The organism is Hymenobacter cheonanensis, assembly GCF_030581075.1.
GTDB lineage: Bacteria > Bacteroidota > Bacteroidia > Cytophagales > Hymenobacteraceae > Hymenobacter.
This window is the reverse complement of the sequence record NZ_JAUQSW010000002.1, coordinates 293,254-319,658: the sequence shown is the minus strand read 5'-3', so window position 1 is coordinate 319,658 and position 26,405 is coordinate 293,254. Positions and strand designations below refer to the sequence as shown.

24 protein-coding genes are annotated in these 26,405 nt (G+C 62.6%); 17 read left to right on the top strand and 7 right to left on the bottom strand.

All coding sequences use genetic code 11. From position 1 onward, the window contains the following. Positions 1-4: 4 nt before the first annotated feature. Complete coding sequence (locus tag Q5H89_RS04970; RefSeq protein WP_305018195.1) at positions 5-1,486, bottom strand: hypothetical protein; 1,482 nt, start codon at positions 1,484-1,486, stop codon at positions 5-7. Continuing rightward, positions 1,486-1,974: a hypothetical protein gene (locus Q5H89_RS04965; RefSeq protein WP_305018194.1), complete on the bottom strand. Its 489-nt coding sequence runs from the start codon at positions 1,972-1,974 to the stop codon at positions 1,486-1,488. The genes Q5H89_RS04970 and Q5H89_RS04965 overlap by 1 nt, the downstream gene beginning before the upstream one ends. A 194-nt stretch (positions 1,975-2,168) precedes the next feature. Between Q5H89_RS04965 and Q5H89_RS04960 the strand changes: the two genes are divergently transcribed. The 10 genes from Q5H89_RS04960 (at position 2,169) to rfbA (ending at position 13,498) form a co-directional block, all read left to right on the top strand. Next, positions 2,169-2,927, top strand: a complete 759-nt coding sequence (locus tag Q5H89_RS04960; protein ID WP_305018193.1) for a class I SAM-dependent methyltransferase — start codon at positions 2,169-2,171, stop codon at positions 2,925-2,927. A 186-nt stretch (positions 2,928-3,113) separates the two neighbouring features. Next, positions 3,114-4,457 (top strand): hypothetical protein, encoded by a 1,344-nt coding sequence (locus Q5H89_RS04955; RefSeq protein WP_305018192.1) that lies wholly within the window; start codon positions 3,114-3,116, stop codon positions 4,455-4,457. 144 nt (positions 4,458-4,601) lie between these two features. After that, on the top strand, positions 4,602-5,573 hold the full coding sequence (locus Q5H89_RS04950) for a glycosyltransferase family 2 protein (RefSeq protein ID WP_305018191.1): 972 nt from the start codon (positions 4,602-4,604) through the stop codon (positions 5,571-5,573). Between the two features lie 40 nt (positions 5,574-5,613). Then, a complete protein-coding gene (locus Q5H89_RS04945; protein ID WP_305018190.1) occupies positions 5,614-7,113 on the top strand; it encodes a DUF2079 domain-containing protein in 1,500 nt (499 codons plus the stop codon). Positions 7,114-7,251: 138 nt separating this feature from the next. Further along, complete coding sequence (locus Q5H89_RS04940) at positions 7,252-7,881, top strand: acyltransferase (RefSeq protein ID WP_305018189.1); 630 nt, start codon at positions 7,252-7,254, stop codon at positions 7,879-7,881. Positions 7,882-7,913: 32 nt separating this feature from the next. Continuing rightward, on the top strand, positions 7,914-9,215 hold the full coding sequence (locus Q5H89_RS04935) for a nucleotide sugar dehydrogenase (protein WP_305018188.1): 1,302 nt from the start codon (positions 7,914-7,916) through the stop codon (positions 9,213-9,215). A gap of 93 nt (positions 9,216-9,308) precedes the next feature. Beyond that, the gene (galE, locus tag Q5H89_RS04930) at positions 9,309-10,331 is read left to right on the top strand and encodes a UDP-glucose 4-epimerase GalE (protein ID WP_305018187.1); all 1,023 of its coding nucleotides are present in this window, start codon (positions 9,309-9,311) and stop codon (positions 10,329-10,331) included. Between the two features lie 90 nt (positions 10,332-10,421). Beyond that, positions 10,422-11,477 (top strand): dTDP-glucose 4,6-dehydratase, encoded by a 1,056-nt coding sequence (gene rfbB, locus Q5H89_RS04925; RefSeq protein WP_305018186.1) that lies wholly within the window; start codon positions 10,422-10,424, stop codon positions 11,475-11,477. Positions 11,478-11,602: 125 nt separating this feature from the next. Next, positions 11,603-12,610 (top strand): SDR family oxidoreductase, encoded by a 1,008-nt coding sequence (locus tag Q5H89_RS04920; protein WP_305018185.1) that lies wholly within the window; start codon positions 11,603-11,605, stop codon positions 12,608-12,610. A 9-nt stretch (positions 12,611-12,619) separates the two neighbouring features. Continuing rightward, positions 12,620-13,498, top strand: coding sequence for a glucose-1-phosphate thymidylyltransferase RfbA (gene rfbA / locus Q5H89_RS04915; RefSeq protein WP_305018184.1), 879 nt, complete (start codon positions 12,620-12,622; stop codon positions 13,496-13,498). A gap of 132 nt (positions 13,499-13,630) precedes the next feature. Here the strand turns inward: rfbA and Q5H89_RS04910 are convergent, their stop codons facing one another. Further along, a complete protein-coding gene (locus Q5H89_RS04910) occupies positions 13,631-14,839 on the bottom strand; it encodes an ATP-binding protein (RefSeq protein ID WP_305018183.1) in 1,209 nt (402 codons plus the stop codon). Between the two features lie 173 nt (positions 14,840-15,012). Between Q5H89_RS04910 and hemA the strand changes: the two genes are divergently transcribed. Next, the gene (gene hemA, locus Q5H89_RS04905) at positions 15,013-16,293 is read left to right on the top strand and encodes a glutamyl-tRNA reductase (protein ID WP_305018182.1); all 1,281 of its coding nucleotides are present in this window, start codon (positions 15,013-15,015) and stop codon (positions 16,291-16,293) included. A 255-nt stretch (positions 16,294-16,548) separates the two neighbouring features. Here the strand turns inward: hemA and Q5H89_RS04900 are convergent, their stop codons facing one another. Beyond that, a complete protein-coding gene (locus Q5H89_RS04900; protein ID WP_305018181.1) occupies positions 16,549-16,869 on the bottom strand; it encodes an ArsR/SmtB family transcription factor in 321 nt (106 codons plus the stop codon). Positions 16,870-17,305: 436 nt separating this feature from the next. Between Q5H89_RS04900 and Q5H89_RS04895 the strand changes: the two genes are divergently transcribed. From Q5H89_RS04895 to Q5H89_RS04880, 4 genes are read left to right on the top strand one after another with little or no spacing between them, the layout of a single operon-like run. After that, a complete protein-coding gene (locus Q5H89_RS04895; protein ID WP_305018180.1) occupies positions 17,306-18,418 on the top strand; it encodes a mechanosensitive ion channel family protein in 1,113 nt (370 codons plus the stop codon). Positions 18,419-18,450: 32 nt separating this feature from the next. Beyond that, complete coding sequence (locus Q5H89_RS04890) at positions 18,451-18,933, top strand: GAF domain-containing protein (protein ID WP_305018179.1); 483 nt, start codon at positions 18,451-18,453, stop codon at positions 18,931-18,933. Between the two features lie 11 nt (positions 18,934-18,944). Beyond that, positions 18,945-19,361: a hypothetical protein gene (locus tag Q5H89_RS04885; RefSeq protein WP_305018178.1), complete on the top strand. Its 417-nt coding sequence runs from the start codon at positions 18,945-18,947 to the stop codon at positions 19,359-19,361. Between the two features lie 42 nt (positions 19,362-19,403). Continuing rightward, positions 19,404-20,777, top strand: a complete 1,374-nt coding sequence (locus Q5H89_RS04880) for an FAD-dependent oxidoreductase (RefSeq protein ID WP_305018177.1) — start codon at positions 19,404-19,406, stop codon at positions 20,775-20,777. Positions 20,778-20,847: 70 nt separating this feature from the next. Here Q5H89_RS04880 and Q5H89_RS04875 read toward each other — a convergent pair whose 3' ends face one another. Further along, positions 20,848-21,714 carry a hypothetical protein gene (locus Q5H89_RS04875; protein WP_305018176.1) on the bottom strand — a complete coding sequence of 289 codons (867 nt, stop codon included), beginning with the start codon at positions 21,712-21,714 and terminating at the stop codon, positions 20,848-20,850. A gap of 225 nt (positions 21,715-21,939) precedes the next feature. Between Q5H89_RS04875 and Q5H89_RS04870 the strand changes: the two genes are divergently transcribed. Continuing rightward, positions 21,940-22,917, top strand: a complete 978-nt coding sequence (locus tag Q5H89_RS04870; RefSeq protein WP_305018175.1) for an isopenicillin N synthase family dioxygenase — start codon at positions 21,940-21,942, stop codon at positions 22,915-22,917. A gap of 216 nt (positions 22,918-23,133) precedes the next feature. Next, positions 23,134-24,363, top strand: coding sequence for a chromate efflux transporter (chrA, locus tag Q5H89_RS04865; RefSeq protein ID WP_305018458.1), 1,230 nt, complete (start codon positions 23,134-23,136; stop codon positions 24,361-24,363). Positions 24,364-24,384: 21 nt separating this feature from the next. Here the strand turns inward: chrA and Q5H89_RS04860 are convergent, their stop codons facing one another. Together Q5H89_RS04860 and Q5H89_RS04855 are read right to left on the bottom strand one after the other, a co-directional pair. Beyond that, positions 24,385-25,512 (bottom strand): lipocalin family protein, encoded by a 1,128-nt coding sequence (locus tag Q5H89_RS04860; protein WP_305018174.1) that lies wholly within the window; start codon positions 25,510-25,512, stop codon positions 24,385-24,387. Positions 25,513-25,562: 50 nt separating this feature from the next. Beyond that, positions 25,563-26,378 (bottom strand): carboxypeptidase regulatory-like domain-containing protein, encoded by an 816-nt coding sequence (locus Q5H89_RS04855; RefSeq protein ID WP_305018173.1) that lies wholly within the window; start codon positions 26,376-26,378, stop codon positions 25,563-25,565. Between the last annotated feature and the right edge of the window lie 27 nt (positions 26,379-26,405).

Genomic DNA, 26,405 nt, shown 5'->3' with positions numbered 1-26,405 from the left:
GCGCTTATAGCGGGGGTTTCTGATAGTAAGTTTTTACGGTGGGCGTCACGTGCCAGTAGTAGAGCATCTGGCCGGCTATTTCCGATTGCTGGGGGTCGGTGGCGAGGCCCCAGGTAAGCACCGGACAGAAGCCGGCTACTTCCACTACGGGCTCGCCGGCCCGGGCCAGCTGGTCGAGGCTCCAGCGCTCGCAGTCGCTGGTGGGCGAGCCGTCGGGCAGGCCATCGGCCCGCAGAAAGAAGGCTGATAGTGCCAGTACCCCTAGCACATAGGCGCCGCGCCCGCGTCCGCCCAGCTGCCCTAGCAAAAAGTAGGTCGAGTAGCCATAGGCAAAAACGGCCCCCAGCACCACGGGCAGGGCCGTGTCGTTGCGTAGCAAATAGGGCCGGTACGAGCGGTAGCCCCCTAGCGGCAGCAGCAGCAGGTATAGCATCCCAAACACCCCCACCCAACCCAGCGTGCGCAGCAGCCGCTGGCGGCCTGCCGAGGGGGCTAGCCGCCGCACCAGTAGCACATTGAGCAGCGCGGCCAGCAGCAGCACCGGCAGCCCCGGCTGAAACAGCAGGTAGTGGGCCAGCCCGCCCGGCAGCAGCTGGTAAAGCTGCCACACGGTGTGGGTGTGGCTGTTCTCAATATTGTAGCGGCCGATGTAAAACGAGTACAGGCTAAGCACCCCCAGAATGGCCAGCAGCCCCAGCGTCTGCCCCGTCAGCCAGCCGGGGCTAGCCCCGGCCCGGCCCCGCCGGCGCCGCAGCTGCTGCCAGCCCCAGTACCCCGCTACCAGCACCAGCAGCACAGCCACCGTGGCAGTAGCCACCGGGCCATTGAACGAGACCACCACCATCAGGCCCACCAACAGCAGGGCTTGGGAGGCCGGCAGGTGCAGCGGCTGTTGCCACAAGGCCGCCCGGTAAAAGGGCAGCACCAGCACCAGCAGCAGCACCATGGCAAAGGCGTAGAAAAACGTGTAAGTAACGGCCCGGTCCGTAATGCCCATTTGCTCATAGAAGCCCCGGGCAGTTTGAAAAAAGGGCACGAGCAGCGCGGCAATCACCCACAGCTGCGCCCGCCCGGCGCCGGTGGCCAGCTGCACCAGCCTGGCCAGCAAAAACAGCAGCCCCGCCTGCGTAAGCGTGGTAAAGAGCGCGCTAGCCACGTACAAACTCGTAATGGGCGAGAGCACCCGCTGCAGCAGGCGCGGCCCCAGCTTCCAGTAGGCGCTCATGGCGGCGTGGGCAAAAAAACGGTTGGGCCCCGAGTACAGCTCGTGGCGCGTGAGCGCCGACCACCCAAAGGGGTCGTGCAGCACCTGCGCGTACCAGGGCGCCGGCAGCACGGTAGGCGCCAGGTCGCCATCGAGCGGCAGCTGGTAGTTGCGCCAGAAGGTGAAGGCCAGGTCGAGCAGCAGCAGTACCGCTAGCCCGGCCGGCCAGTACCAGCCGCGCCGGGCCCCGGCCGCGCCAGGAGAAGAAAGCGGAGTAGCCATCAGTCCAGAATCCGCAGTAGTACGTCGTCGAGCAGTACCGCGTCGGTGGCATCGGCCCGCCACAAAAACAGGCGCAGCTGCTGGCCCGGCGTCACGCTGGCGGGCAGCGTAATGTCCTTGCTGATGCGCACCCACTGGCCGTAGGTTTTCACGGCGTCGCGCAGCTTGATGTCATCGCTGAAAATTTGCTGGCTGTAGTCGGGCGACAGCAGCTGCACGCCCACCGTGCCGGTAGACCGCTCGCTGGCCATAAACGCCCAGGCTTCGAGGTGCAGCTTCTGAAACTTGGCCGCGCGAATGAGCCCTAGCGGCATGGCGTAGGTGAGGCTGTACTCGTGGTTGGCATCTACGCGCAGGGCGTAGCGGCCCGAGTGCGCCTCGCCCTTCTGCACCAGGCTGGTGTTGTGGTGGGCGGGGTCGCTGCTCCAGCCGCCACCGCTCTCAAAATCGTTGAACGTGACGACCGAGTCGTCGATTGGGGGGTGCAAGTCAGAGCCCGTGGAGCACGCGCTCACTAGAAGCAATCCAAGCAATGCCGCTAGGCTTTTCATGCAAATCTGGTAATCAAGGAGAAAAATGCGTAGCAACAAAAGTAACCGGCTCTGGCCTAATTGCTAGGAGAAGGGCAGCGCCGACGCCCGCTCCTGGTCTCGAAAGGTGGCCCCTGCTACCTTTGCCGGGCATGGACCTCACCTACGAAGCCAAATACCACCAGCTGGAAGAGCAGCACTGGTGGTTTGCCAGCCGCCGCGACGCGGTATTTGCCCTCATCCAGGATATGCAGCTGCCCACCACGGCCGCCATTCTGGAAATTGGCTGCTCGGGCGGCCCGCTTATGCAGCGCCTGCGCCAGCAGGGCTACGCCGACGTAACGGGCATCGACGTGAGCGCGCCCGCCATCGAGCTGGCCCAGGCCCGGGGCGTGCCCCACGTGTCGGTGATGGACGGTGCGGCCCTGGAGTTTGCCGACGCCCGCTTCGACCTGGTTATCGCCTCCGACGTGCTCGAACACATTGAGGATGAGGCTAAAGCCTTGCAGGAGTGGACCCGCGTGCTGCGGCCGGGCGGGCAGCTGCTGGTGTTTGTGCCGGCCCACGCCTACCTCTGGAGCGAGCACGACGTGGTGAACCACCACTACCGCCGCTACTCGCGGGCGGGCCTGGTGGCGGCTATGGTGCGGGCCGGCCTGCGCCCCCTGCGCAGCTCGTTCTGGAACGCGGCCATGTACCTGCCCACGGCCGCCCTGCGCCTGGGCAAGCGCCTGCTGAGCGGCCCGCCGGCCACCGTGGCCGCCCCCGGCTCTACCGGCGACCTGCACCACTTTGCCGGCCCGCTCAACAAGCTACTCTTTGGCTGGGTGCGGCTCGAAAACCTGGTGCTGCGCCGCGCCAACCTGCCCATTGGCGTCAGTGTCTTTGCCCTGGCTCAAAAGCCGGCCTAGCCCAAAAAACCTGGCCCGGGATGGTCGGGCCGTCGGTTATCCCGTAAGCAGCTAGGCCCCTCAATGGGGCCCACGGCAGCGCGCGGCACTTTTGCGGGCGCTGGCGGCTTCTTTAACGAACGCGCCTGCGCTGGTGCCGCAACCCTACTGCGGGATGCCGCTGGCGGGGGGCAAGCAACGAACGCGATGGTCATCAGAAAATTTATCGGCCTGAGCGCATGGGTTTATTTCCTGCTGGCCGCGCTGGCCACCGCAGGGCAGCCGCTAGCTACCCGGCGGGCGCCGGCCTCGCTGCCCGCGTCCGACTCGCTGGTGCGGCACTACCTGGCCCGCGCCATGACCATCCAAAACCTGCGCACCCTGCCCGTGGCCGAGCGCCGCGCCTTCACGCAGTGGGCCGGGGCGGCCGGCACCCGCTTTGCCGGGCGGGTGGGTGGGTTTTGGGCCACCCCCCACGATGCCGAGGCACTGCAAGCCAGCGCCGATACCCTGCGCCAGCTGGTGGCCGACCTGCACCGCGCCCAGCCGGCGATGGTGGTGCAGGGCGCCATTTTTGAGGTGATAGAGGCCCACGCGTCCAATCTGCCGGTGCCCAACGCCGCCCGGGCCGAGTTTGGCGAAGACACCCTGGCCGTGCCGCAGCGCAACTTTCAGTTTGCCAGCATGATGTACCCGGCCTATTTCGACGCCGAGGATACCAACCACTACCGCTGGGACGAGCGCCCGCCCGGCCAGGCGCCGGGCATTCCCGACATGAGCCAGCCCGAAACGCAGCTCTGGTTTTACACCCTGGCCTGCCAGCAAATTGATGCTGGCTGCGAGGCCCTGCACTTTGGCCAGGTGATGCGCATGGACGACCGCGACGCCGGCCACCACGCCTGGTGGCGCCTCTTGCAGCGGGTGCGCGCCTACGCCCGCACCCGCAACCGGGGCTTTGTGCTCTGCGATGCTCACACCCACGACGAGTACTACGACCCCGACCCCGCGCAGCCCCTGCCCCCCGGCCAGCGGCAGCTGCTGTTCGACTTTCACAGCTGCCCGGCGCGGCCCATCGAGTGCGATACCATTCGGCGGGGCGCGCACTCGGCCTACCTCGACTTTGCCGATGCCGGCGACCGCTCGGGCGCCATTTATGGGCGTAGCGGCGGCGGTGTGGCCCCCGATGGCACCTTCCGCGAGCATTTGCCGGCCCTGGTAGAACTCGATAATGGTACCCTGGCCCGCGTGGGCGAGCCCGGCCAGCGCGCCTGGGGCGTGGTGTGGGGCGTAGATGAGATTTCCTGGTTTGCCACCCAGCCTGCCGATTACCGCAACCAGTGGCTGGTGTACGCCGCCGCCCGTGTGCGCCAGCTCGACCCCGCTGTGTACTTCGAGATGCCCGGCCTGCGCGGGGTTAGCGTGCCGCCCCAGCCCGACTGGCTGTACCGCGCCGATGCGATGGGCCAGGGCCCCGTTATCGAGGCCATCTGGGGCGATAAGCTGCGCCGCCAAACCCGCCGCCTGCTGCGCACGGGGCCCTGCCAGCTTTAATTGGCCCTAGCCAGGCGGCAGTTTTTGGGCTCGCAGGCCACGAACGAAGTTCCTGTCAGCTTTAATTGGCCCTAGCCAGGCCGCCCGGCCAGCCGGCCGGCTCTACTTTTGCCGGTGCCCCGCGCTCAGGCGGCTTGTTTTAGCATGGATTTATCGGTCGTTATTCCCATCTTCAACGAAGAAGCTAATATTGGCGAGCTGCACCGCCGCCTCACGGCTCTGCTAGCCCCCATGCCCCTGCCCGGCGGCTACGAGCTGATTTTTGTGAACGACGGCTCGCGCGATGGCTCGCTGCCCCAGCTCATGGCCTTGGCCGAGCGCGACCCGGGCCACGTGCGCTACCTCAGCTTCAGCCGCAATTTTGGGCACCAGATTGCCGTTACGGCCGGCCTTGACCGGGCCGAGGGCCAGGCCGTCGTCATCATCGACGCCGACCTGCAAGACCCGCCCGAACTCATTCCCAGCCTCTACGCCAAGCTGCACGAGGGCTATGAGGTAGTGTACGCCAAGCGGCGCTCGCGCCAGGGCGAAAGCGCGGCCAAGAAGCTCACCGCTAAGCTGTTCTACCGCCTGCTGCGGGCCCTCACCCACATCGAGATTCCGGTCGATACCGGCGATTTTCGCATCATCTCGCGCAAGGTGGTGCTGGCCCTGCGCCAGATGCCCGAGCAAAACAAGTTTCTGCGCGGCCAGATTTCCTGGATTGGCTACCGCCAGACCTACCTCGAATACGACCGCGCCGAGCGGGCGGGCGGCGTCACGGGCTACACGTATTCCAAGATGCTGCGCTTCGCCCTCGACGGCATCACGGCCTTTTCCGACGTGCCGCTCAAGGTGGCCACCGTCAGCGGCTTTTTTGTGTCGGGGCTGGCCTTCGTGGTTATCCTCTACACGTTATATGCCCGCTTCATCACGCGGCAGTACCAGCCGGGCTGGGCCTCGCTGATGGTCAGCATCTTGTTTCTAGGTGGCGTGCAGCTTATCGCCGTTGGCATCATCGGCGAATACCTGGCGCGGCTAGGGGCCAACGTGCGCCAGCGCCCGCTCTACATCGTGTCAGACGGCAACCTGCCCGCGCCGGGCGAAAACGCGGCGGCCCACCTGCCGCGCCGCTAGCCCGTTTCTCGTGCGCATGTCGGTTAGTAGCCCCACTGCTTTGCTTTTGCCCCGCCGCCTGCGTGCCGGGCTGCTGGTGCTTTTTGGGCTGATTTACAGCCTGGTATCGCTGGTCAATCAAGTTAATTTTCGCACCGGCGCCCTCGATATGGGCTACGAGGCCCAGGCCGTAACCGACCTGGCCCACCTGCGTGCCCCGCGCGTGACGCTGCTGCCCGACGCGCCACCCACGGCCTTTTTGGCAGGGCATTTCAGCCTCACGCCGTCCCTGGCCGTGCCGCTCTACTACCTCGTGGGGCCGGTGTGGGCGCTGCTGCTGCTCCAGATTGGGGCCTTGCTGATAGGGTTGCTAGGCATATGGCGCTACGCCCGCTACGTAGGGGCTAGTGAAACGCAGGCCAACTGGGCGCTGGCCTTTTTGGGTAGCCAGTGGGCCTTGTTTTCGGCGCTGGGGTTTGATTTTCATGATAATGTGCTGGGGGCGATGGCCCTGCCCTGGCTAGCCCGCTGGGTGGCCCAGCAGCGCTGGGGCCGCGCCGCGCTGGCCGCCGGGTTTATCATCATCAGCAAGGAAAACCTGGCGCTGTGGCTGGCTTTTGTGCTGCTGGGCCTGGCCTGGCAGCACCGCCAGCACCGCGCCGTGGTGTGGCGCGCCGCCCTGGGCGCGGGGCTGGCGCTAGCCTACTTCGTGGTGCTGACGCGCTACCTAATGCCCGCCCTCGACACCAACCACCGGCCCTACACCCAGCTGGCGCGCTACGGGGCGCTGGGTGCCTCGCTGCCCGCCATTGCCGGCAACCTGCTCGCGCACCCCGGCCTGCTCTGGAACACGCTCTTTACCAACACCCTGCCCGATACGGCCTACGACTACATCAAGCTGGAGCTGTGGGTGGGGCTGCTGCTTTCGGGCGGCTGGGCGCTGCTGCGCCGCCCCTGGTACGCGCTCATGCTGCTGCCCATTCTGAGCCAGAAGCTGCTGGCTGGCGATGCTGGTCTTTGGGGGCTCAACTATCAGTACTCCATCGAAATAGCGCCCGTGCTGGCCCTGGCCGTGGCCGATGCCCTAGCCGGCGCGCGCCGCCCGGCTGCCGGCCGCTGGCCCTGGGCGCTGGGGGCGGTGGTGCTGTTTACGGTGGCAACGCTCTATACGCGGCGCAGCACCTGGTACGACCGCGCTACCACCAACTTTCTCATTGGCAGCCACTACCGCCCGGCCTACCCCAACCCGGCCGGCCTGCGCGCCGCCCTGGCCCGCGTGCCGGCCGATGTGCCGCTCAGCGCGTCTTCGACTTTAACCCCGCACCTCACCAACCGGCGCGACTTGTTTTTATTTCCGGTGCTGCGCACGGCCCGGCTGGTGGCCCTGCTGCGCGAGCCCGACGAAGCCGGCGCCTGGCCGCTCTCGGTAGCGAATGCCAAGCGCGCCGCCACCCAGCTGCGCACCGACCCCGCCTACCGTGTGCTCTACGAAGATGCGCAACTAGTGCTGCTGGCCCGCCAGCTGGCCCCGGCCGACTCGGCGGCCGCGTGGCGGCCCTAGCGCAATGGGTTTGTGTATGGGCAGTTCTATAGTAGGCAATTAGTTGACGTAGCGGCGCGGCCGGTTTTCAAAAAACGCGGCTTCTGCCCAACCCCGCTCAGCCTGTTACCTTTGCACGGCAAAACCCAATCCCGCTCCGTGGCCGAACCTGCTTCCGACTTCTACGCTCATCCCACGGCCGTGCTCGACGCGGGCTGCCGCGTGGGCGCCGGAAGCCGCATCTGGCACTTTTGCCACCTGGCGCCGGGCGCGGTGCTGGGCGAAAACTGCTCGCTGGGCCAGAATGTGTTTGTAGCCGACGGCGTGACGCTGGGCCGCAACGTGAAGGTGCAAAACAACGTGAGCCTCTACAGCGGGGTGGTGTGCGAAGACGACGTTTTTCTGGGCCCGTCGGTGGTGTTTACCAATGTCAAAAACCCGCGCAGCGCCGTGCCGCGCCGGGGCGAGGGCCACTACCAAACCACGTACCTGGAGCGCGGCGTGAGCATCGGGGCCAATGCCACTATTGTGTGCGGCGTGCGGCTGGCCCGCTACGCCTTCGTGGGGGCGGGCAGCGTGGTCACGCGCAACGTGCCGGCCTTTGCGCTCGTCTACGGCACGCCCGCCCGGCAGCACGGCTGGCTAAGCGCCGCCGGCCACCGGCTGGCCTTCGATGCGGCCGGCCGGGCTAGCTGCCCCGAAACCGCTGAAGCCTACCAACTTAGCCCTGATAAAAAATCGGTATCAATTATGAGTGAAGAAATTAGCTCGCTAACGGCCAACTCATAACTCATAATTCATAACTCATAATTCTACAAAAAGTGTACAACGAACTCCTCCGCAAAGAAGCCAAGCTGGCCGTGATTGGCCTCGGCTACGTGGGCCTGCCCATCGCCCTCGAATTTGCCAAGCAACTCTCGGTTATCGGCTTCGACATCAACGCCGGCCGCGTGGAGATGATGCGCAACCACCAGGACCCGAGCGGCGAGCTGGATGCCAGCGCCTTCGAAGGCACCGACATCACCTTCACCGACTCGCTGGAGGTGCTGCGCGAGGCCAGGTTTTTTATCGTGGCCGTGCCCACGCCCATCGACGAGCACGCCCAGCCCGACCTCAAGCCGCTGCTAGGGGCCTCGGGCTCGGTGGGCAAGGTGCTGAAAAAAGGTGATTACGTGGTGTTTGAGAGCACCGTGTACCCCGGCTGCACCGAGGAAGACTGCATTCCGGTGATGGAGAAATTCTCGGGCCTGAGCTTTGCCAACGGCGACTTCAAGGTAGGCTACTCGCCCGAGCGCATCAACCCCGGCGATAAGGAGCATACCCTGCGCCGCATTGTGAAGGTGGTGAGCGGCTGCGACGCCGAAAGCCTCGACACCATTGCCAAAGTGTACGAGCTGGTGGTAGATGCCGGCGTGCACCGGGCTAGCAGCATCCGGGTGGCCGAGGCCGCCAAGATTATCGAAAACACCCAGCGCGACGTGAACATCGCGCTGATGAACGAGCTGTCGATGATTTTCGACCGCATGAGCATCAATACCTACGAGGTGCTGGAGGCAGCCGGCACCAAGTGGAACTTCCTCAAGTTCAGCCCCGGCTTGGTGGGCGGCCACTGCATTGGCGTCGACCCGTACTACCTGACCTACAAGGCCAAAGAGCTGGGCTACGATGCCAAGGTCATCCTGAGCGGCCGCACCACCAACGACAATATGGGCGCCTACATCGCCCGCAAAACGGTGCAGATGATGATAAAGCGCGGCAAGGACGTGGCCAAGAGCCGCGTGCTGGTAATGGGCGCTACGTTCAAGGAAAACGTGGAGGACATCCGCAATTCCAAGGTGGCCGACGTGATTCAGGAGCTGAAAAACTTCTCCGTGAATGTGGACATCGTGGACCCGCACGCCGACTCCGACGAGCTGCACCACGAGTATGGCTTCCGCCTCACGGCGCCGGACAAAATCCGCCACGACTACGATGCCGTGATTGTGGCCGTGAGCCACCAGCCCTACGTGGACAAAGACGAGGCGTACTTCCAGTCTATCACGGCCGATAATGCCGTGCTCGTCGATATTAAAGGCCTGTATCGCAGCAAGCCAATGGAGGAGCTGCACTACTGGAGCCTGTAATCAATGAGTGAACAAGAGAATGAGCGAATGGGTGAATGCAACCCAAAATGCGTCATTTTCCCACTCACTCATTCTCCCATTCACTCATTGACTATGAAAAAAATTCTGGTTACCGGCGGTGCTGGCTACATTGGCTCGCACACCGTGGTGGAGCTGGCCCAGGCGGGCTACGAGCCTATTATCATCGACAATTTCAGCAACTCGGAAGAGTCGGCGCTAGGGGGCATCCAGGCCATTCTGGGCCGCGAGGTGCCGTGCCACCGCATCGACTGCGGCGACGCCGAGGCCCTGCGCCAGGTGTTTAAAACGGAGGGCGACATTGCCGGCGTTATCCACTTTGCGGCCTTCAAGGCAGTGGGCGAGTCGGTGCAGAAGCCGCTGGCCTACTTCCACAACAATGTGGGCTCGCTCATTACGCTCTTGCAGGTGATGAAAGAAGAAGGCGTTGAGAACCTCGTGTTCTCGTCGTCGTGCACCGTTTACGGCGTGCCCGACCACCTGCCCGTAACCGAGGCCACGCCCACCAAGCCGGCCAACTCGCCCTACGGCCGCACCAAGCAGATGTGCGAAGACATTGTGCACGACGCGGCCGGCGCGCCCGATAACAAGGTGCACACCATTTTGCTGCGCTACTTCAACCCCATCGGGGCGCACGAGTCGGCCAAGATTGGCGAGCTGCCGCTAGGCGTGCCCAACAACCTGGTGCCCTTCATCACCCAAACGGCGGCCGGCCTGCGCGAGAAGCTCACCATTTTCGGCAACGACTACGACACGCCCGATGGCACCAACGTGCGCGACTACATCCACGTGGTAGACTTGGCCAAGGCGCACATTGTGGCCGTGCAGCGCCTGCTCGACCGCAAGGCCAGCGAGGCGGTCGAAACCTTCAACGTGGGCACCGGCCACGGCAACTCGGTTCTCGAAGTGGTGGCGACGTTTGAGGAGGCTAGCGGCCAGAAGCTGAACTACGTTATCGGCCCGCGCCGCCCCGGCGATGTGCCCGCCATCTACGCCGACGCCACCAAATCGGCCGAAGTGCTGGGCTTTAAAACCACGACCTCGCTCCGCGACTCGCTGGCTAGCGCCTGGAAATGGCAGCAGACCCTAAGTAAGTAAAGTGTTCATTGCAGGTGGCTAGTAACTAAGGATTTGCCTTGGTTCTGGCGGCCGGTGGGCACGTATTCACCCTGTTTAGCTACTGCACCTATGAAAATTCTTATCACCGGCGGGGCCGGCTTCATTGGCTCGCACGTGGTGCGCCTGTTCGTTACCAAATACCCCGAGTACCAGATTCTGAACCTCGATGCCCTGACCTACGCGGGCAACCTGGAGAACCTGCGCGACATCGAAAATGCGGCCAACTACCAGTTCATCAAGGGCGACATTGCTGACCAGGCGTTTGTCGACCAGCTTTTTGCCCACCAGGAGCCCGATGCCGTGATTCACCTGGCGGCCGAAAGCCACGTCGACCGTAGCATTACCGACCCGATGGCGTTTGTGAAAACCAACGTCATTGGCACCGTCAACCTGCTGAACGCGGCCAAGAACCTCTGGAAGCCCAAAGGTTTTGAGGGCCATACGTTTTACCACGTGAGTACCGACGAGGTATACGGCTCGCTGGACTTTGGCCCCGAGCTGTTTACGGAGGAAACCAGCTACGACCCGCGCTCGCCCTACTCGGCCTCCAAGGCCGCGTCGGACCACTTTGTGCGGGCCTGGCACCACACCTATGGCCTGCCCATCAAACTCAGCAACTGCTCGAACAACTACGGTCCCAACCACTTCCCCGAGAAGCTGATTCCGCTCGCCATTCACCGCCTGCGCACCGGCCAGAAAGTGCCCGTGTACGGCAAGGGTGAAAACGTGCGCGACTGGCTTTTCGTGAAAGACCACGCCACGGCCATCGACGCGGTTTTTCACCGTGGCAAGCCGGGCGATACCTACAACATCGGCGGCGTAAACGAGTGGCAGAACCTCAAGCTCATCGAGCTGCTCTGCGATGTGGTGGACCAGAAAACCGGCCAGGCGCCGGGTACTTCGCGCCAGCTCATCACCTTCGTGACCGACCGCGCCGGCCACGATATGCGCTACGCCATCGACAGCAGTAAAATAATGAACGAGCTGGGTTGGAAGCCGAGCGTGACCTTTGAGCAGGGCCTGAGCCAGACCGTGGATTGGTACCTGGCCAACCAGGACTGGCTGGATAACGTGACCAGCGGCGCCTACCAGGACTATAATACCAGGCAATACGCAGGCCGCTAGCTTTTTAAGTAAACGTCATGCTGACGAAGGAAGCATCTCTACCGCTTCGTTGCATCGACCAGAGGTAGCTGTGCAGTAGAGATGCTTCCTTCGTCAGCATGACGTTTTGATAGAATACCTAATCGATGTACGAAATTCCTTTTACCGACCAGCCGCTCAACGAGCTGCATTTTCTCGTAACCGGCGGGGCCGGCTTTATCGGCTCCAACCTTGTGGAGTACCTGCTCAAGCACGGCGCTAAAAAAGTGCGCGTGCTGGACAATTTCTCTAATGGCTTCCGCAAAAACCTGCGTCTATTCGAGGGCAATGCGGCGCTCGAAGTGCAGGAGGGTGATATCCGCGACCGCGAGGCCTGCGCCAAGGCCTGCGCGGGCATCGACATTGTGCTGCACCAGGCCGCGCTAGGGTCGGTGCCGCGCTCCATCAACGACCCCGTTACGACCGACGAAGTGAACGTGGGCGGCTTCGTGAAAGTCCTGTTTGCGGCCAAGGAAGCCGGCGTGAAGCGCTTCGTGTACGCGGCGTCGTCGTCGACCTACGGCGACCACCCGGGCCTGCCTAAGGTGGAGGACCGCATTGGCAAGCCTTTGTCGCCCTACGCCGTTACCAAATACGCCAACGAGCTGTACGCCGACGTGTTTGCCCGCACCTACGGCATGGAGATTATCGGCCTGCGCTACTTCAACATCTTCGGCCCGCGCCAGGACCCGGGCGGGGCCTATGCGGCGGTTATTCCGCTCTTTATTGACGCCATTCTGGAAAACAACGCCCCCACGCTGAACGGCGATGGCGGCCAGACCCGCGACTTCACTTTCGTAGCTAATTGCGTGCAGGCCAACATCCGGGCGGCCCTCACCCAAAATCCCGAGGCGCTGGGCCAGGTGTACAACATTGCCGTGGGCGACCGCACTTCGCTGGTGCAGATGTACGACATCCTGCGCGAGGAGGCCCACTCGGAGCTAGCCCCCAAATTCGGCCCCAACCGCGCCGGCGATATCCGCGACTCGCTGGCCGACATTACCAAAGCCGAAACCCGGCTAGGGTACGCGCCGCAGGTGCGCATCCGTGAGGGCTTGCAGCAAACGCTGTCGTGGTTTAAGGCCAACCAGGAGTTTATCAAGGAGCGCAATTAATTTATTGCTATGAAAGGCATCATCCTGGCCGGCGGCTCCGGCACCCGGCTGCACCCGCTGACCCTGGCCGTGAGCAAGCAGCTCATGCCCGTCTACGACAAGCCGATGATTTATTATCCGCTGTCGATTTTGATGATGGCCGGCATTCGGGAAATCCTGATTATCACCACGCCCCACGACCAGGCGCAGTTCAAAAAGCTGCTCGGCGATGGCCAGAGCCTGGGCTGCAACTTCCAATACGTGGTGCAGGAGCTGCCCAATGGGCTAGCCCAGGCCTTCGTGCTCGGGGCCGATTTTATCGGCCAGGATAAGGTAGCCTTGGTGCTGGGCGACAATATCTTCCACGGCGAAGGCATGGAGGAGCTGCTAAAAGCCAACAGCGACCCCGACGGCGGCGTGGTATACGCCTACCACGTGCACGACCCCGAGCGCTACGGCGTAGTCGAGTTCGACAACAATAAAGTGGCCCTCAGCATCGAGGAAAAGCCGGCCAAGCCCAAGAGCAACTACGCCGTGCCGGGCCTCTACTTTTATGATAATGAAGTGGTTGAGATTGCCAAAAACCTTCAGCCCAGCCCGCGCGGCGAGTATGAAATCACGGACGTAAACCGCGAGTACCTGCGCCGGGGCAAGCTCAAAGTGGGCATCCTGGGCCGGGGCACGGCCTGGCTTGATACCGGCACCTTTGAAAGCCTGATGCAGGCCGGCGAGTTTGTGCGGGTGCTGGAGCAGCGCCAGGGCCTCAAGGTGGGCTCCATTGAGGAAGCCGCTTTCCGCCAAGGCTTTATCGACGCCGCGCAGCTGCGCAAAATTGCTGAGCCCCTGCGCAAAAGTGGCTACGGCGACTACCTCATGAACCTGCCCGACCAACTGGTGATGGGCGGCTAGCCGAGGCTAGTCAGTAAACAAAGAGAACGTCATACTGAACGCAGTGAAGCATCTCTACTGAACGTACCCTAGCGGCGCGGTAGAGATGCTTCACTGCGTTCAGCATGACGTTCTTTATTATTTGCGAGGTGTTTACTGATTGAGAATCAGTCGAAACGTGGTGCCTTTGCCTACCTCGCTGGCCTTCACGTAAAGCCGGCCTTCGTGGTAGTTTTCGATGATGCGACGGGCCAGGGCCAGGCCCAGGCCCCAGCCCCGCTTCTTGGTAGTGTAGCCCGGCATGAAAACGCTTTCGAGCTTGTTTTTAGGAATGCCCTTGCCCGTGTCGGTGATGTCGATGGCCACCTGGGGGCGCGGGGCGCGGCGGCGCCACCACTGGCGCGGGGGCTTCACGCGGCGCAGGCGCAGCGTGATGGAACCGCGCCCATCCATGGCATCCACGGCGTTTTTGCAGATATTCTCCACCACCCAGTCGAAGAGCGGCACGTTGAGGCAGGCCGGCGTGTCGAGCGGCAGCTCGGTTTCGATGCTGAACCTGACCTTGCGCGAAACCCGGCTTTCGAGGTAAGCAATGGCGTTGCGGGTGGTGTGGTACAGGTTTTCGGCCTTCAGCACCGGCACCGAGCCAATATTGCTGAAGCGCTCGGTGATGATTTCGAGGCGCTTAATGTCTTTGCCCAGCTCTTCCACAATGGGCTCATCGCGAAAGCGCTCCGACTCGCGCAGGTAGCTTTGCCAGCCCACCAACGAGCTGAGCGGGGTGCCTAGCTGGTGGGCTGTTTCCTTGGCCAGGCCCACCCACACACGGTTTTGCTCGGCCCGCCGCGAGTAGCTGAAGGCAATGTAGGCCATCATCGAGAGCGAGGCGATAACGGCCAGCGCCGCCAGCGGGTAGGTGCGCAGCTGCCGCAGCAGGCGCGAATCCTGGTAAAAGAGGTAGTTGCGGGTGTTGCCGGGCAGTTCAATCACGATGGGCGGGTGGCGCTGTTGCATCTCCAGCAGCACGGCCCGCACCCGGCGTAGCGAGTCGGCCAGGGGCAGGTGCAGCGGCAAGCCCAGGTTTTTGGTATCCACGATATTTTCCCCATCGGTGAGAATAACGGGGATAGTGGTGTTGGCCTCAATAATCTGCTCTTGCAAAAAGGGCAGATTTTTGGTGTCCTCCGTATTAATAATGTAGCGCTGCGTTTTGGCGTACAAATCAATCTGATGCTGCTCGCGCTCCGACAGGCGCTGCACCAGTACGTTGGTATACACCACAGTTGCCCCGGCAATAAGCAGCGCCAGCAGCAAGACCAGCAGCTTAATACGTGATTTTTGGTCGTAAAGGGGAGAAAGCATAGATGCGGTAAAGGTCGGGCGCGGCGCTTGGAGCGTCGCTAGCCTCGTTCAACGAGTGAAAGCGATAGTTTGTGCACTGGCGGGCGCCGCCGAACCCAATGGGGGTGCCGCCTGTTTCCACCGCAGTTATTTATACCGTAATTTTGCAGGCCGGCCCTGGGTCGGCCCGTGCTATGTCCCATCCGTTTAAGGCTGTTAGTTTATCCTTCCGCAATGCCCCGCTCGCCATTCGCGAGCTGCTGGCGTTGGACGAGGCCGCCTGCCGCCGCTTTCTCACGCAGCTGCGTAGCGAGCTGCACCTGGCCGATGTGCTGGTGCTGAGCACCTGCAACCGCACCGAAATCTACTACGCGCACGACGACGACTATTCGGCCGCCATCATTCGGGCGCTGGGCGAGCTTAAGCAGCGGCCCGACGCGGGCAGCTTCGCCGCGTATTTCGACGTGTACCCCGACGCTGAAACGGCCACCCGCCACCTTTTCGAGGTGGCGCTAGGCCTCGATGCGCAGGTAGTGGGCGATATGCAGATTATCAACCAGGTAAAGCAGTCCTACCAATGGGCGGCCGATGCCGACGCGGCCGGCCCCTTTCTGCACCGCCTGCTGCACACCATCTTCTTCGCCAACAAGCGCGTGCAGCAGGAAACGAGCTTCCGTGATGGCGCCGCCAGCATGAGCTACGCGGCCCTGGAACTGGTAGAGGAACTGACCGCCGATGTGGCTAGCCCCCGCGTGCTGGTAGTAGGCCTGGGTGAGATTGGCAGCGACGTGTGCCGGCACCTGGCTGATAGCAAATCCTTTAGCAGCGTTACGCTGTGCAACCGCACCCGCTTCCGGGCTGAGGAGCTGGCGGCCGAGTTTGCCCCTGGCCAGCTGCGCATCGCCGATTTTGATAACCTGGCCGACGCCCTACGCGAGGCCGATGTTATCATCTCCTCCATCAACCGCGAAACGCCGTTCTTCACCCACGAGCTGGTAGCGCGCCTCGATGTGCTGAGCTACAAGTTCTTTATCGACCTGGCCGTGCCCCGCTCCGTAGCCGCCGATGTGGAGCAGGTGCCCGGCGTGCTGGTTTACAACGTGGATGCCATCCAGAGCAAAGCCTCGGCGGCACTGGAGCAGCGGCTAGCCGCCGTGCCGCAGGTGCAGGCCATCATTACGGAAAGCCTGGCCGACTTTGCCGACTGGAGCCGCGAGATGCTGGTATCGCCGCTTATCCAGCGCATGAAGGCCGGCCTGGAGCAGCTGCGTCAGCAAGAGCTTGACCGCTTCCAGAAGAAAGCTACGCCCGCTGAGGTGAAGCTGCTGGATGACGCTACCCGGGCCTTCATGCAAAAGGTGCTGAAGCAGCACGTGCTGCACCTAAAAGCCGCCTGTCGCCGCGACGAAGCCGAGCAGCTGCTGCCACTGCTGACTGATATTTTTGATTTAGAGCATCAGGCAGCCAGCGTATAGGCGCTAAGCTGCCCGAAAATACCGCGCCCCACCGTGCTGAAACAGTCAGTAGGGTGGGGCGCGGTGTTTTCAGCTAGTTATCTCTGGCTTATGCTTCAGGTTTACTGCCTAATATGCAATTTTCAATAATACATAGGCCAGAAAACGATTGCATTATTGGAAAAAAGCAAGAGCCTGGTAGTGGTGCATAAATTATGGGTGGGTGTCGATGGCCCAGCCACCGTCACCCACCCATACAAAGCATTGGAGTGCGACTTAGATGCGGCCGGAATAATCCTCCAGCGTGTCGATAATCTTGAGCAGCTGCGGAACAGCGAGCGAGTAGTAAATCTTGGTGCCTACCTTGCTCGACTTTAGTACCCCACGGTCCTTGAGCGTGATAAGGTGCTGCGAGGCAATAGCTTGAGGAATGTCAAGGGCCTGATAAATTTCAGTCACCGACATCTGGTGGTCTTTGGTTTTGCTTTTGCCAAGCAAATCAACAATAGCTAGGCGCTTGGGGTGCGAGAGCACCTTGAGCATGGCCGCAGCGCGGTCTAGCTGCTCGGCCTCCACGCGGCTGTGCAATGGTTTCATGGTAATGTTAGCTTTAAAAATGGTAGAAGGGGAAATAGAAGAATGATTCCAATCCCCTATTGCTAGGGAGGTTGGAAATGCAAAGTAAGCGAAAGAATACTATTGTAGACTATTGTAGCCACACAAAAAGTATAGCAAAATTCGGGCGTACTCGCTTGGGTAAATGCAAGTTGTGGTCCTGTGTCCTGCATTGGCACTTTTTTGCCTTTTTTAAGCACTTAGCTAATACCTTATTTTTTTAAAATAACCCGGGTATTAATTAATGGTCGCTTAAGGCCCGCGATTTTCAGCCAGCCTTTTCGGCAGCTGAAAAAGCTGCGCTTCTCTAAAGCCCGGAGGCTTGCCAGGGCCCGCCGCCGGGCCGAAATTCAACGGCTGGTTGCTGCCTTGCGTATCAGCCCCGGGCCCGAGGTTAGGGCGGCCAAGCTTATTACGAATGGAAATCCCTGCATTCTTACACCGCGAAGTACTTGGTAATGAGTTGCTAGATTACCTCATTGCGGGGTTTATCTTATTGTTGGGAGCCACGCTCAACCGGCTGCTGTCGCGGCTGCTGAGCAAGGCGCTATTTCGCCTCACCAAGCGCTACACCACGGGCGTGTCGGAAAGCGAGTTGCACGACTTGCTGATTCAGCCGCTGGGCGCGCTGCTTTTTCTGATTTCTTTTTATTTGGCGTTCAGCGTGTTGCGCTACCCATTGCCGCCGCTGGCGGTGAAAGGCGTGGAGCCCTGGCCGAAGGTGATGCTGCTCGGGCTTTTTCACCTGGGTGTAATTGCCACGATAGTGTGGGTAATACTAAGCCTGATTGACTTCGCGCTGCTGGTGGTGCAGCGCCGCGCCGAGCTGGTGACGGCTGCCGCCGGCACGCGGCGGCTCGACAGCCAGTTTTTGCCCTTTGCCAAGGATTTGCTCAAGGTATTTGTGGTGGTGATTGGCCTGCTGGTGGCGCTAGGGCAGGTTTTTGGGGTGAACGTGACAGCCCTGATTGGCGGCCTCGGCATTGGGGGGCTGGCGGTGGCTTTCGCGGCCAAGGAAAGCCTGGAAAACCTGCTGGCGTCGTTCACCATCTTCATCGACCAGCCGTTTGGGGTGGGCGACCTCGTGACGGCGGGCACGGTGAGCGGCACGGTGGAGAAAATCGGCTTTCGGAGCACGCGCCTGCGCACGGCCGAAAAAAGCTACCTCACGGTGCCCAATAAGAGCATGATTGACAAGCCCTTGGATAACCTAAGCCTGCGCACGGCGCGGCGCGTCGGCTTCACGCTCTACTTCGACCAGAAAACGACCAGCGACCAATTGCAAGCCATTATCAGCGAAGCGGTGGCGGCCATGACGGCGCACTCGCTCGTGCAGGACGTGCAAATGAAGTTCAACTCCATCTCGCCCTCGGGCAAGGAAGTGACGGTGCAATACTTCGTGGAAACCACCAGCTACGACGAGTACCTCGACGTGAAGGAGACGCTGAACTACCGCCTGGTGGAGGCCGTCGAGCACCAGGGCGGTAGCTTTGCCACGGCCACGCCAGTGGCCACGCCCGCTGCCGCCTAGGCCGGCGGGCCGCTTTTATATTCGTTATTCTCATGTCCGAAACCTTGTTTTTGACGCCGGGCCTGCCCAAGGCGGCCCGCTACGCCGAGCTGCACCCGCAAGTGGCGGCCCTTACCGTGGGCGAGGCCGACCGCACGGCCAACCTGGCCAACACGGCCGCCGCGCTGCGGCAGGTGTTCGGCTTTTTTTGGGTGGGCTTCTACGTGGTGCAGGGCGAAGAGCTGGTGCTAGGGCCGTTTCAGGGGCCGATAGCCTGCACGCGCATCCGGCGCGGGCGCGGCGTGTGTGGCACAAGCTGGGCCGAGGCGCGCACCGTGCTGGTGCCCGATGTGGAGGCCTTTCCCGGGCACATTGCCTGTAGCTCCGACTCGAAGTCGGAAATCGTGGTGCCTATTTTCAAAGATGGCGCAGTAGTGGCCGTGCTCGATGTGGACAGCGATAAGCTCAATGACTTCGACCAGGACGACCTGGTGGCCCTGGAGCAGCTGATGGGGCTAGCTGCCAGTTGGTTTTAATAGAAAGCAGCATGAAAACATATTGGTGGGGACTGCTGGCGGTGGGCCTGACGGCCTGCGGCGGCCAAGTGGAAATAGCGCCTGGCGTAGCGTTGCGCCATGCCTACGATGCCGCCTTTCAGCGCCAGGCACACCTGCTGCAAGCCGAGCAGGTGAAGGTATCGGCCACGCCGGCCAGCGGGCCCGGGCCGCAGGGCCTCGCCATCATTACCCTGGAGGTGGTTAACCCGCGCAGCACGCCCGAGCAGCACCCCGACACGCTGAAGCAGCGCATGCGCAAGCTGGCCCACCTGGTAGTAGCCGACCTGGCTAGCCCGGCCAGCTACCAGGCCGTAAGCGCGCAGGCTACGTTTCGGCGCAGCCTGCTGTCGCCGGGCAATAGCTCTAGCTCCCAAACCTTTATTTACCCGCTAGCCAGCCTGCGCTAACCGCGCGCTGGCGCAAATTTTTCCTTAGCTATGATGGAGCCAATGCACGATGCTACTGCCGCCGCTGCCGAGCCGCTGGTAATAATGGGCGCAGGCCTGGTGGGCTCGCTGCTGGCGCTGTACCTGGCGCGGCGCGGCCACCCGGTGCAGATGTTCGAGCGGCTGCCCGACCCGCGCCGCCAGGGCCTGCTAGGGGGGCGCTCCATCAACCTGGCCCTGAGCGACCGGGGCTGGCGGGCGCTGGCCGGCGTGGGCGTGGCCGACGACATCCGGCAGGTGGGCATCCCGATGTACCGCCGCGTGATGCACGACGGGCAGGGCAACCTTACGTTTCAGCCCTACGGCCAGGAAAACCAGGCTATCTACTCCGTAAACCGGGGCAGCCTTAATTGCGCGCTGCTTGACCTGGCCGAGAAGGAGGCTGGCGTGCAGATAACCTTCGGCCAGAAGCTGACGCAGCTCGACCTGCCCGGCCGCCGCCTGCACTTGCAGGATGTGGCCAGCGGGCACGAGCTGGACGTGGCCTACGAGCGCCTGTTTGGGGCCGATGGCGCGTTTTCGGCGGTGCGGGCGGCCTTGCAGCGCACCGACCGCACCGATTATTCGCAGCAGTACCTGGAATATGGCTATAAGGAGCTGACCATTGCGGCGGGGCCTGGCGGGGAGTGGCAGCTGGAAAAGAACGCGCTGCACATCTGGCCTAGGGGCAACTTCCTGATGATAGCGCTGCCCAACCTCGACGGCTCGTTTAATGCCACGCTGTTCTTCCCCTACGAGGGCGACAAGTCGTTTGCCGCGCTGCAAACGCCGGCCGATGTGGCGAGTTTTTTCGCCGCTACCTTCCCCGACGCGGTGCCGCTGATGCCGCAGCTCACCGACGAGTTCTTTGACCACCCCACGGGCTCGCTCGTCACCATCCGCTGCTTTCCGTGGGCCTACCGCGATACCGTGCTGCTGCTCGGCGATGCCGCGCACGCCATTGTGCCCTTCTACGGCCAGGGCATGAACGCGGGCTTTGAAGACTGCACCGTGCTAAACCAGCTGCTGGAGCAGCACGGCGAGGCCAACTGGGACCGCGTAATGGACGAGTTTGAGCACCAGCGCAAACCCAACACCGACGCCATGGCCGACCTCGCTCTCTACAATTTTGTGGAAATGCGCGACCGCGTGGCCGACCCGCGCTTTTTGCTGCAAAAGCGCATCGAAAGCAAAATTGCCGCGCAGTACCCGGGGCAGTGGGTGCCGCTGTACTCGCGCGTCACGTTCTCGCCCGATACTTCCTATGCCGAGGCCTGGGCCGCCGGCCAGCGCCAGGAAGCCATTATGCAGCAGCTCATGCCGCTTATTCAGGCCGAGGCCGACTATGACAAGCCGGAAGTGCAGGCGCAGGTGCACCAGGCGATGCTTGCTAAGTAGCTAGCCCACCCAAACGCCAAAAGGGTCGTGCTGCTGAGCAACACGACCCTTTTGGCCTTAGTAAGAACAATTACGGGGCTACCGTAATCGTGCGCGTTACCGAGTTATACGGCCCCGGAATGAGCGTGCCGCTGCTATCCAGCAGCTCCAGCTTGATGGTAGCCTGGCCGGCGGGCAGGCCTTCCATCATGTAGGGCAGCCACTGGTTGAGCATGAACTCGTTGCCGTTGATGGTGGCGCGCACCTTGTTGCCATCGGGGGCTAGCGTGGTATTCACGAGGTAGAAGTCCAGCATAATCTTCTGGGCATCTTTGCCGGAGTACGTATCCTTGGGGCGGCTGTAGAACAGGTGCGGCGCCTTCAGGTCGAAGGGGTTGGGCGGGGTGCCGGCGGCCGGCGTGCCCACCGTAATGGTGCGCAGGTCATAAGCCCCCATGTGCTTGAGGCTCTCGTGGTACGAGCGCGACAGGAACGACAGCACAACGTGCTGGCCATCAGGAATGGGCTTGGTAAACTTCGTGTCGTAGTGCGCCGTGTAGGGCATGTTGTCCACAATATTGTGGATGTGCTGGCCCTTCATCGAGTTAGCCATTTGCATCCCGTGCTCGCTCTCCGTCATTTTGGTGAGCTGGAAGTTGGTCAGGTCATACGAAAAGGCCACCTCGCCGCTCGGCACTGTAGAGCCTTGGATGGGCGCATTGACGCGCATCTGGGCGGTCGGAAACTTGGGCGAGTCGTTGTAGGGCGTAAGCGTGATGCCGCCCTTGCTCTGGGCCTGGCCCGACACAGTAGAGGCCGTGGTGGGCGCCCCAATGGCGTTGGGGCGGTCGGCGGGGCTAGTAGTGGTTTCGGCCTGCTGGGTGGTGCTGCAGCTGCCGAGCAGTGCCAGAGCAGCCAGGGCCACCGGGCCACCAACGAGGGTGCGGGAGAAAAGCATGAGGGGCGAAGAAAGGTGAAAGAGATTAAGGTGAACCGTGAGTACGCAAGTAAGTAGCGGAAAGGTTTTTTTGTTACCTTCGTGGGTAGATAACTACTGGTTGCTGCTAGTGGGTTGGTGCCGGCGGCTGGCTGCTTTTGAGGGGCTGGCGGGCGGGCTGCCTGCTACCAGTGGTTACGGAGAGTAATCAGCAACTCATCCACCACCAACCACTTCGTTTACGTTATGGCTGATAACCTGCCTGACCACATTCCCTCGCTCGACCTCGCGGATTTCCGCTCGGGCGACCCCGCCCGCAAAGCCAAGTTTGTGCAAGACCTGGGGGCTGCTTACCAAAGCATTGGCTTTATTGCCCTCAAAAACCACGGCCTCAACGAACAGCAGACCAAGGACCTGTACGCCGACGTGCAGCAGTTCTTTCAGCTGCCCGACCAGGCCAAGCAGTCGTATGAAGTGCCCGAGCTAGCCGGCCAGCGCGGCTACATCAGCAAGGGCAAGGAGCACGCCAAGGGCCGCAACACCGGCGACCTGAAGGAGTTTTACCACGTGGGCCAGGAAGTGCTGGACGCCAACGACCCGGTAAAGAATGACTACCCGGCCAACATCTGGCCCCAGGAGGTGCCCCGCTTCGAGCAAAGCACCATGAAGGCCTACCGCACCCTGGAGGCCGCCGGCAAAGACGTGCTGCGCGCCATTGCGCTGTACCTGGAGCTGCCCGAAAACTACTTCGACGACAAGGTGAAGAACGGCAACAGCATCCTGCGCCCCATTCACTACTTCCCCATCGAAGACCCCGACGCGGTGCCGGCCGATGCCGTGCGCGCCGCCGAGCACGGCGACATCAACCTCATTACCCTGCTGATGGGGGCTAGCGCCGATGGCCTGCAAGTGAAGCGCCGCGATGGCCAGTGGATTTCAATCACGGCCCTGCCCGACCAGATTGTGGTAAACGTGGGCGATATGCTGCAGCGCCTCACCAACGGCGTGCTCAAGAGCACCATTCACCGCGTAGTGAACCCGCCCCGCGAGAAAATGAACACCTCGCGCTACAGCATCCCGTTCTTCATGCACCCGCGCTCGGAAATGAGCCTGGCCGCCCTGCCACACCTCGTAACCGAGGATAACCCCAAGAAGGAAGCCGACATCACGGCCGGCGAGTTCTTAAACGAGCGCCTCATCGAGCTGGGCCTCAAGAAGAAGTAAGTCTTCGCGCCACTGGCGCATAAAGCTACCCGAAGCGGCTGGCCCACCTGGGCTGGCCGTTTCTTTTTTGGGCTGGCCGCTGGCCGCTGGCAGTGGGCGTTGGCAGCGGCGGCTCTATCTTCGGCATAGCTACCCTGCTGCACTGTGCCCGACCATTTGCCCGCCCCCGCCGATTTGCCCGCTCCCCTGGTGCCGTTGCGCCGGGCCGGCCGGCGCATGCGGCGCACCCGCAACTTCATCTTTCTCAAAGATGTGGCGGCGCTGGCCTGCACGGCCTTCGGCGGGCCGCAGGCGCATTTGGCCATGATGTTCCGGCTGCTGGTAAACAAGCGCCGCTACCTCACGGCCGCCGAGCTGCTGGAGCTGCAGGCGCTGTGCGCGCTATTGCCCGGCCCCACCTCTACCCAGACCATGACGGCCATCGGCTTCCGGCTAGGGGGGCCCAACCTGGCGTACCTCACCCTGTTTATCTGGTGCCTGCCGGCAGTGGCAATTATGACCCTGGCGGGGCTGCTGCTCACGCACTTCGACACGGCGTTTACGGCGCGGCTGGTGCAGTTTGTGCAGCCGGTGGCGGTGGGCTTCGTGGCCTTTTCGGCCTACCGCATTGCCGAGAAAGTCATTCATACCAAAACCTCGGTGGCCCTGCTGGTAGTGGCGGCGATGGTGGCGTATTTCTTTCAGCGGCCGGGCGTGCTGCCGCTGCTGCTGCTGGCGGGCGGCGCCGTTACCACGCTGCGCTACCGCAAGCACGCCATTGTGCAGAATAAGAAGCCCATTCGGGTAGAGTGGGCCAATGGTGCGCTCTGGCTAGGGGTATTTCTGGTGGCGGCCCTGCTGGGGCACTACACGCAGCTGCTGCCGGTGCGCCTGTTCGAGAATTTTTACCGCAACGGCTCGCTGGTTTTCGGCGGCGGGCAGGTGCTGGCGCCGCTGCTTTTTGCCGAGTTTGTGGAGTACAAGCACTACCTCACGGGGCCCGAGTTTTTGTCGGGGCTAGGGCTGGTGCAGGCGCTGCCGGGGCCCAATTTCTCGTTTGCCTCCTACATCGGGGCGCTGGCCATGCGGCCGGTGGGCGGCGCCGGGCCGCAGCTGCTAGGGGCGGTGGTGGGCGCGGTGGGCATCTTTTTGCCCGGTACATTTCTTATATTCTTCGTTATTCGCTTCTGGGACAGCCTGCGCCAGTACCGCGTGGTGAAGGCCTCGCTGGAAGGTGTGAATGCCGTGAGCGCTGGCCTGGTATGCGCCGCCGCGCTGCTGCTCTACCACCCGCTGCCCGACCGCCTGCTGGCCCTGCCCGGCCCCTGGGCCAGTGCCCACGGCGTGGCCCTGCCCCTGAACCCGCTGCTGGTGGGCCTCACGTTTTTGCTGCTGCTTTGGGAAAAGGTGCCGAGCGTGGCGATAGTGGGCGCGGCGCTGCTGGCCGGGGCCCTGTTTAAGGGCTAGCGCGCCCGCATTACGCCGCCGCTAATTGGCCGCGCCGGTGGGCAGCACGCCTTTGGCGCGCTCGGCAGCCTCGGCCTGGCGGTTCGTGATTTCCACGTAGGCCTTGCCCGTTACGGGCTGGCCGCGGTGGGTGCCGGTTACCTTACACATGCCTTCCCAATAATACATGGTGAACGCGTGGAAGAAGCGCAGGCCCAGTTCCTGGTCGGGCACCAAGGGCTCCACCACGAGGTCGTAGCCCTGGCCAGGCACCTGCACGCGCCACTTGGCCGGGTACTTCTTCCTGGAATGCGGGCTGGTCCAGTAGGTGAGGGGCGTGAGGGTAAAGTCGTTGCCGCTCAGGTGCACATTCTCGTTGCTGGCGCTGAAAAACGAGCCGTTATTGAGCGTCTGGTTGGTTTCGGTATTGCGCAGGGCGTTGAGCATCAGCTCCTCGCGCGGCTGGTCGAGCTGGATGCTGAGCCAGTCCCAGCCCACACCTTTGCTTACGATGCTGGTGCAGTTCCACTGGCGGTCGTACCACAGCTCGCCGCTTACCTGGTGCGTTTTGCCCCCCACCACCAGCGTGCCGGTGGTGGCTAGCCGCGGGTACGAATAGTAGCCCGCCAGCACGCCGCCGCCATAGTTTTCGTAGCCGGTGCCGCCGTGCAGCAGCACCGGCTTGGTGGGCGTGGTGCTGAGGTTAAGGGCGTAGCCGGCGTTCTTTTTGCCGGTGAGCGCAGCCTGAAACTGGTACTTGCCCTCCTGGCCGTTGAAGGTCCAGGTCTGGCCAGCCTTGTGGTCGCGCAGGCGCAGGGGCAGCGAGTCGGCGAGCAGGCGCGGCAGCTTATCGAGCTGGTAGTCGTAGTTGAATTTCTGGCCTTTGGGGTCGGTAATGGCCACGTTTACCATCTGGTAGTCGTCCTTGCCATCCTTCAGGTTGAAGTGAAAAAAGACGTACTCGATGCCAAACTCCTCGCCGCTAGCCTGGTCGCGCAGGTGGCCGGTGAGGTACCACCACTCCAGCGAGTTTTTGGGGTGCACGGCCTCCTCGCGGGGCAGCTCGGCACGGGTGGCGGTGGGGTTGAAGCGGGTAGTCGGTACCGGCTTAAAAGAAGAGCAGGCCGCTAAAAACAGCGCAAAAAACAGGGCTAGGGGTAGGCGCATCATACCCTAGCACAAGGGTTTTTGGAGCTGAAAAGTTTGGCGCCGTGACTGATTTAGCTGCGCCGGAAAGGCCGCGTAAGCCACTGAAAAAAGCCGTGGGCTGGGCGAGCGGCGGGCGGTGGCGTTAGGGGAGTGTCAACTTTATCAGCGCCAACAATCGTCGTAACAGCGCCACCCATTACCCACCGCTTCTGGTCTGGGAGTATCCCCACCACCTCTGCGCCCGCGGCAGCAGGGTCGGCGCGCAGCGCTAACTCCAGCTGTCCGCCCGGCGCCAAAGGCAACTGGCGCGATAGGTAGCCCGCACGGTGCAGCACCAGCCGCCGGCGCCGGCCCGCCGGCGGCCCGGCAGGTAGCCGCAGGCTAAACCGCCCGGCCGAATCAGTAGTAGTTCTGCGATTCTCCCCCTTCAGGAAAATAGCCACGCCAGCCAGGGGCTCGTGGGTGGCGGCATCGCGCACGGTACCGTGCAGCTGCTTGGCTCCTCGGGCCGGCCGGCTGGGTTTATGCGTTTGGATGGAAGCGTGGCGACTGCTGGCAGCCGGTGCAGGGTGTGCCGTGGCCCCCAGGCTTTGGCTTTCGCGCGTGCCCCACAGCGCCAGGGCAGTGGCTAGCCAGGCGCGCCAGCGCGGGGCCGGCCTGGCTGGCAACGGGCTCACCAGCGGACGATTTTGTTGGTCAGACCACAGGCGACCGCAGGTTTCGCCGGAGGCGTTGGCCAGGAAAGCCAGAATTTCAGCGTCCGTTTTCCAGGTGAAATCGACGACCGTTTTCTGGCAGGCGGCGCAGTGGCGGCCGCCCTCGGTAGGTATCATCGCCTCCCAGCTTTCGGGGCAGGGCTGCGCAATTTGTAGCGATAGGATAGGCATGGCCAGAAAGAAAACAGGAGAAGAGAC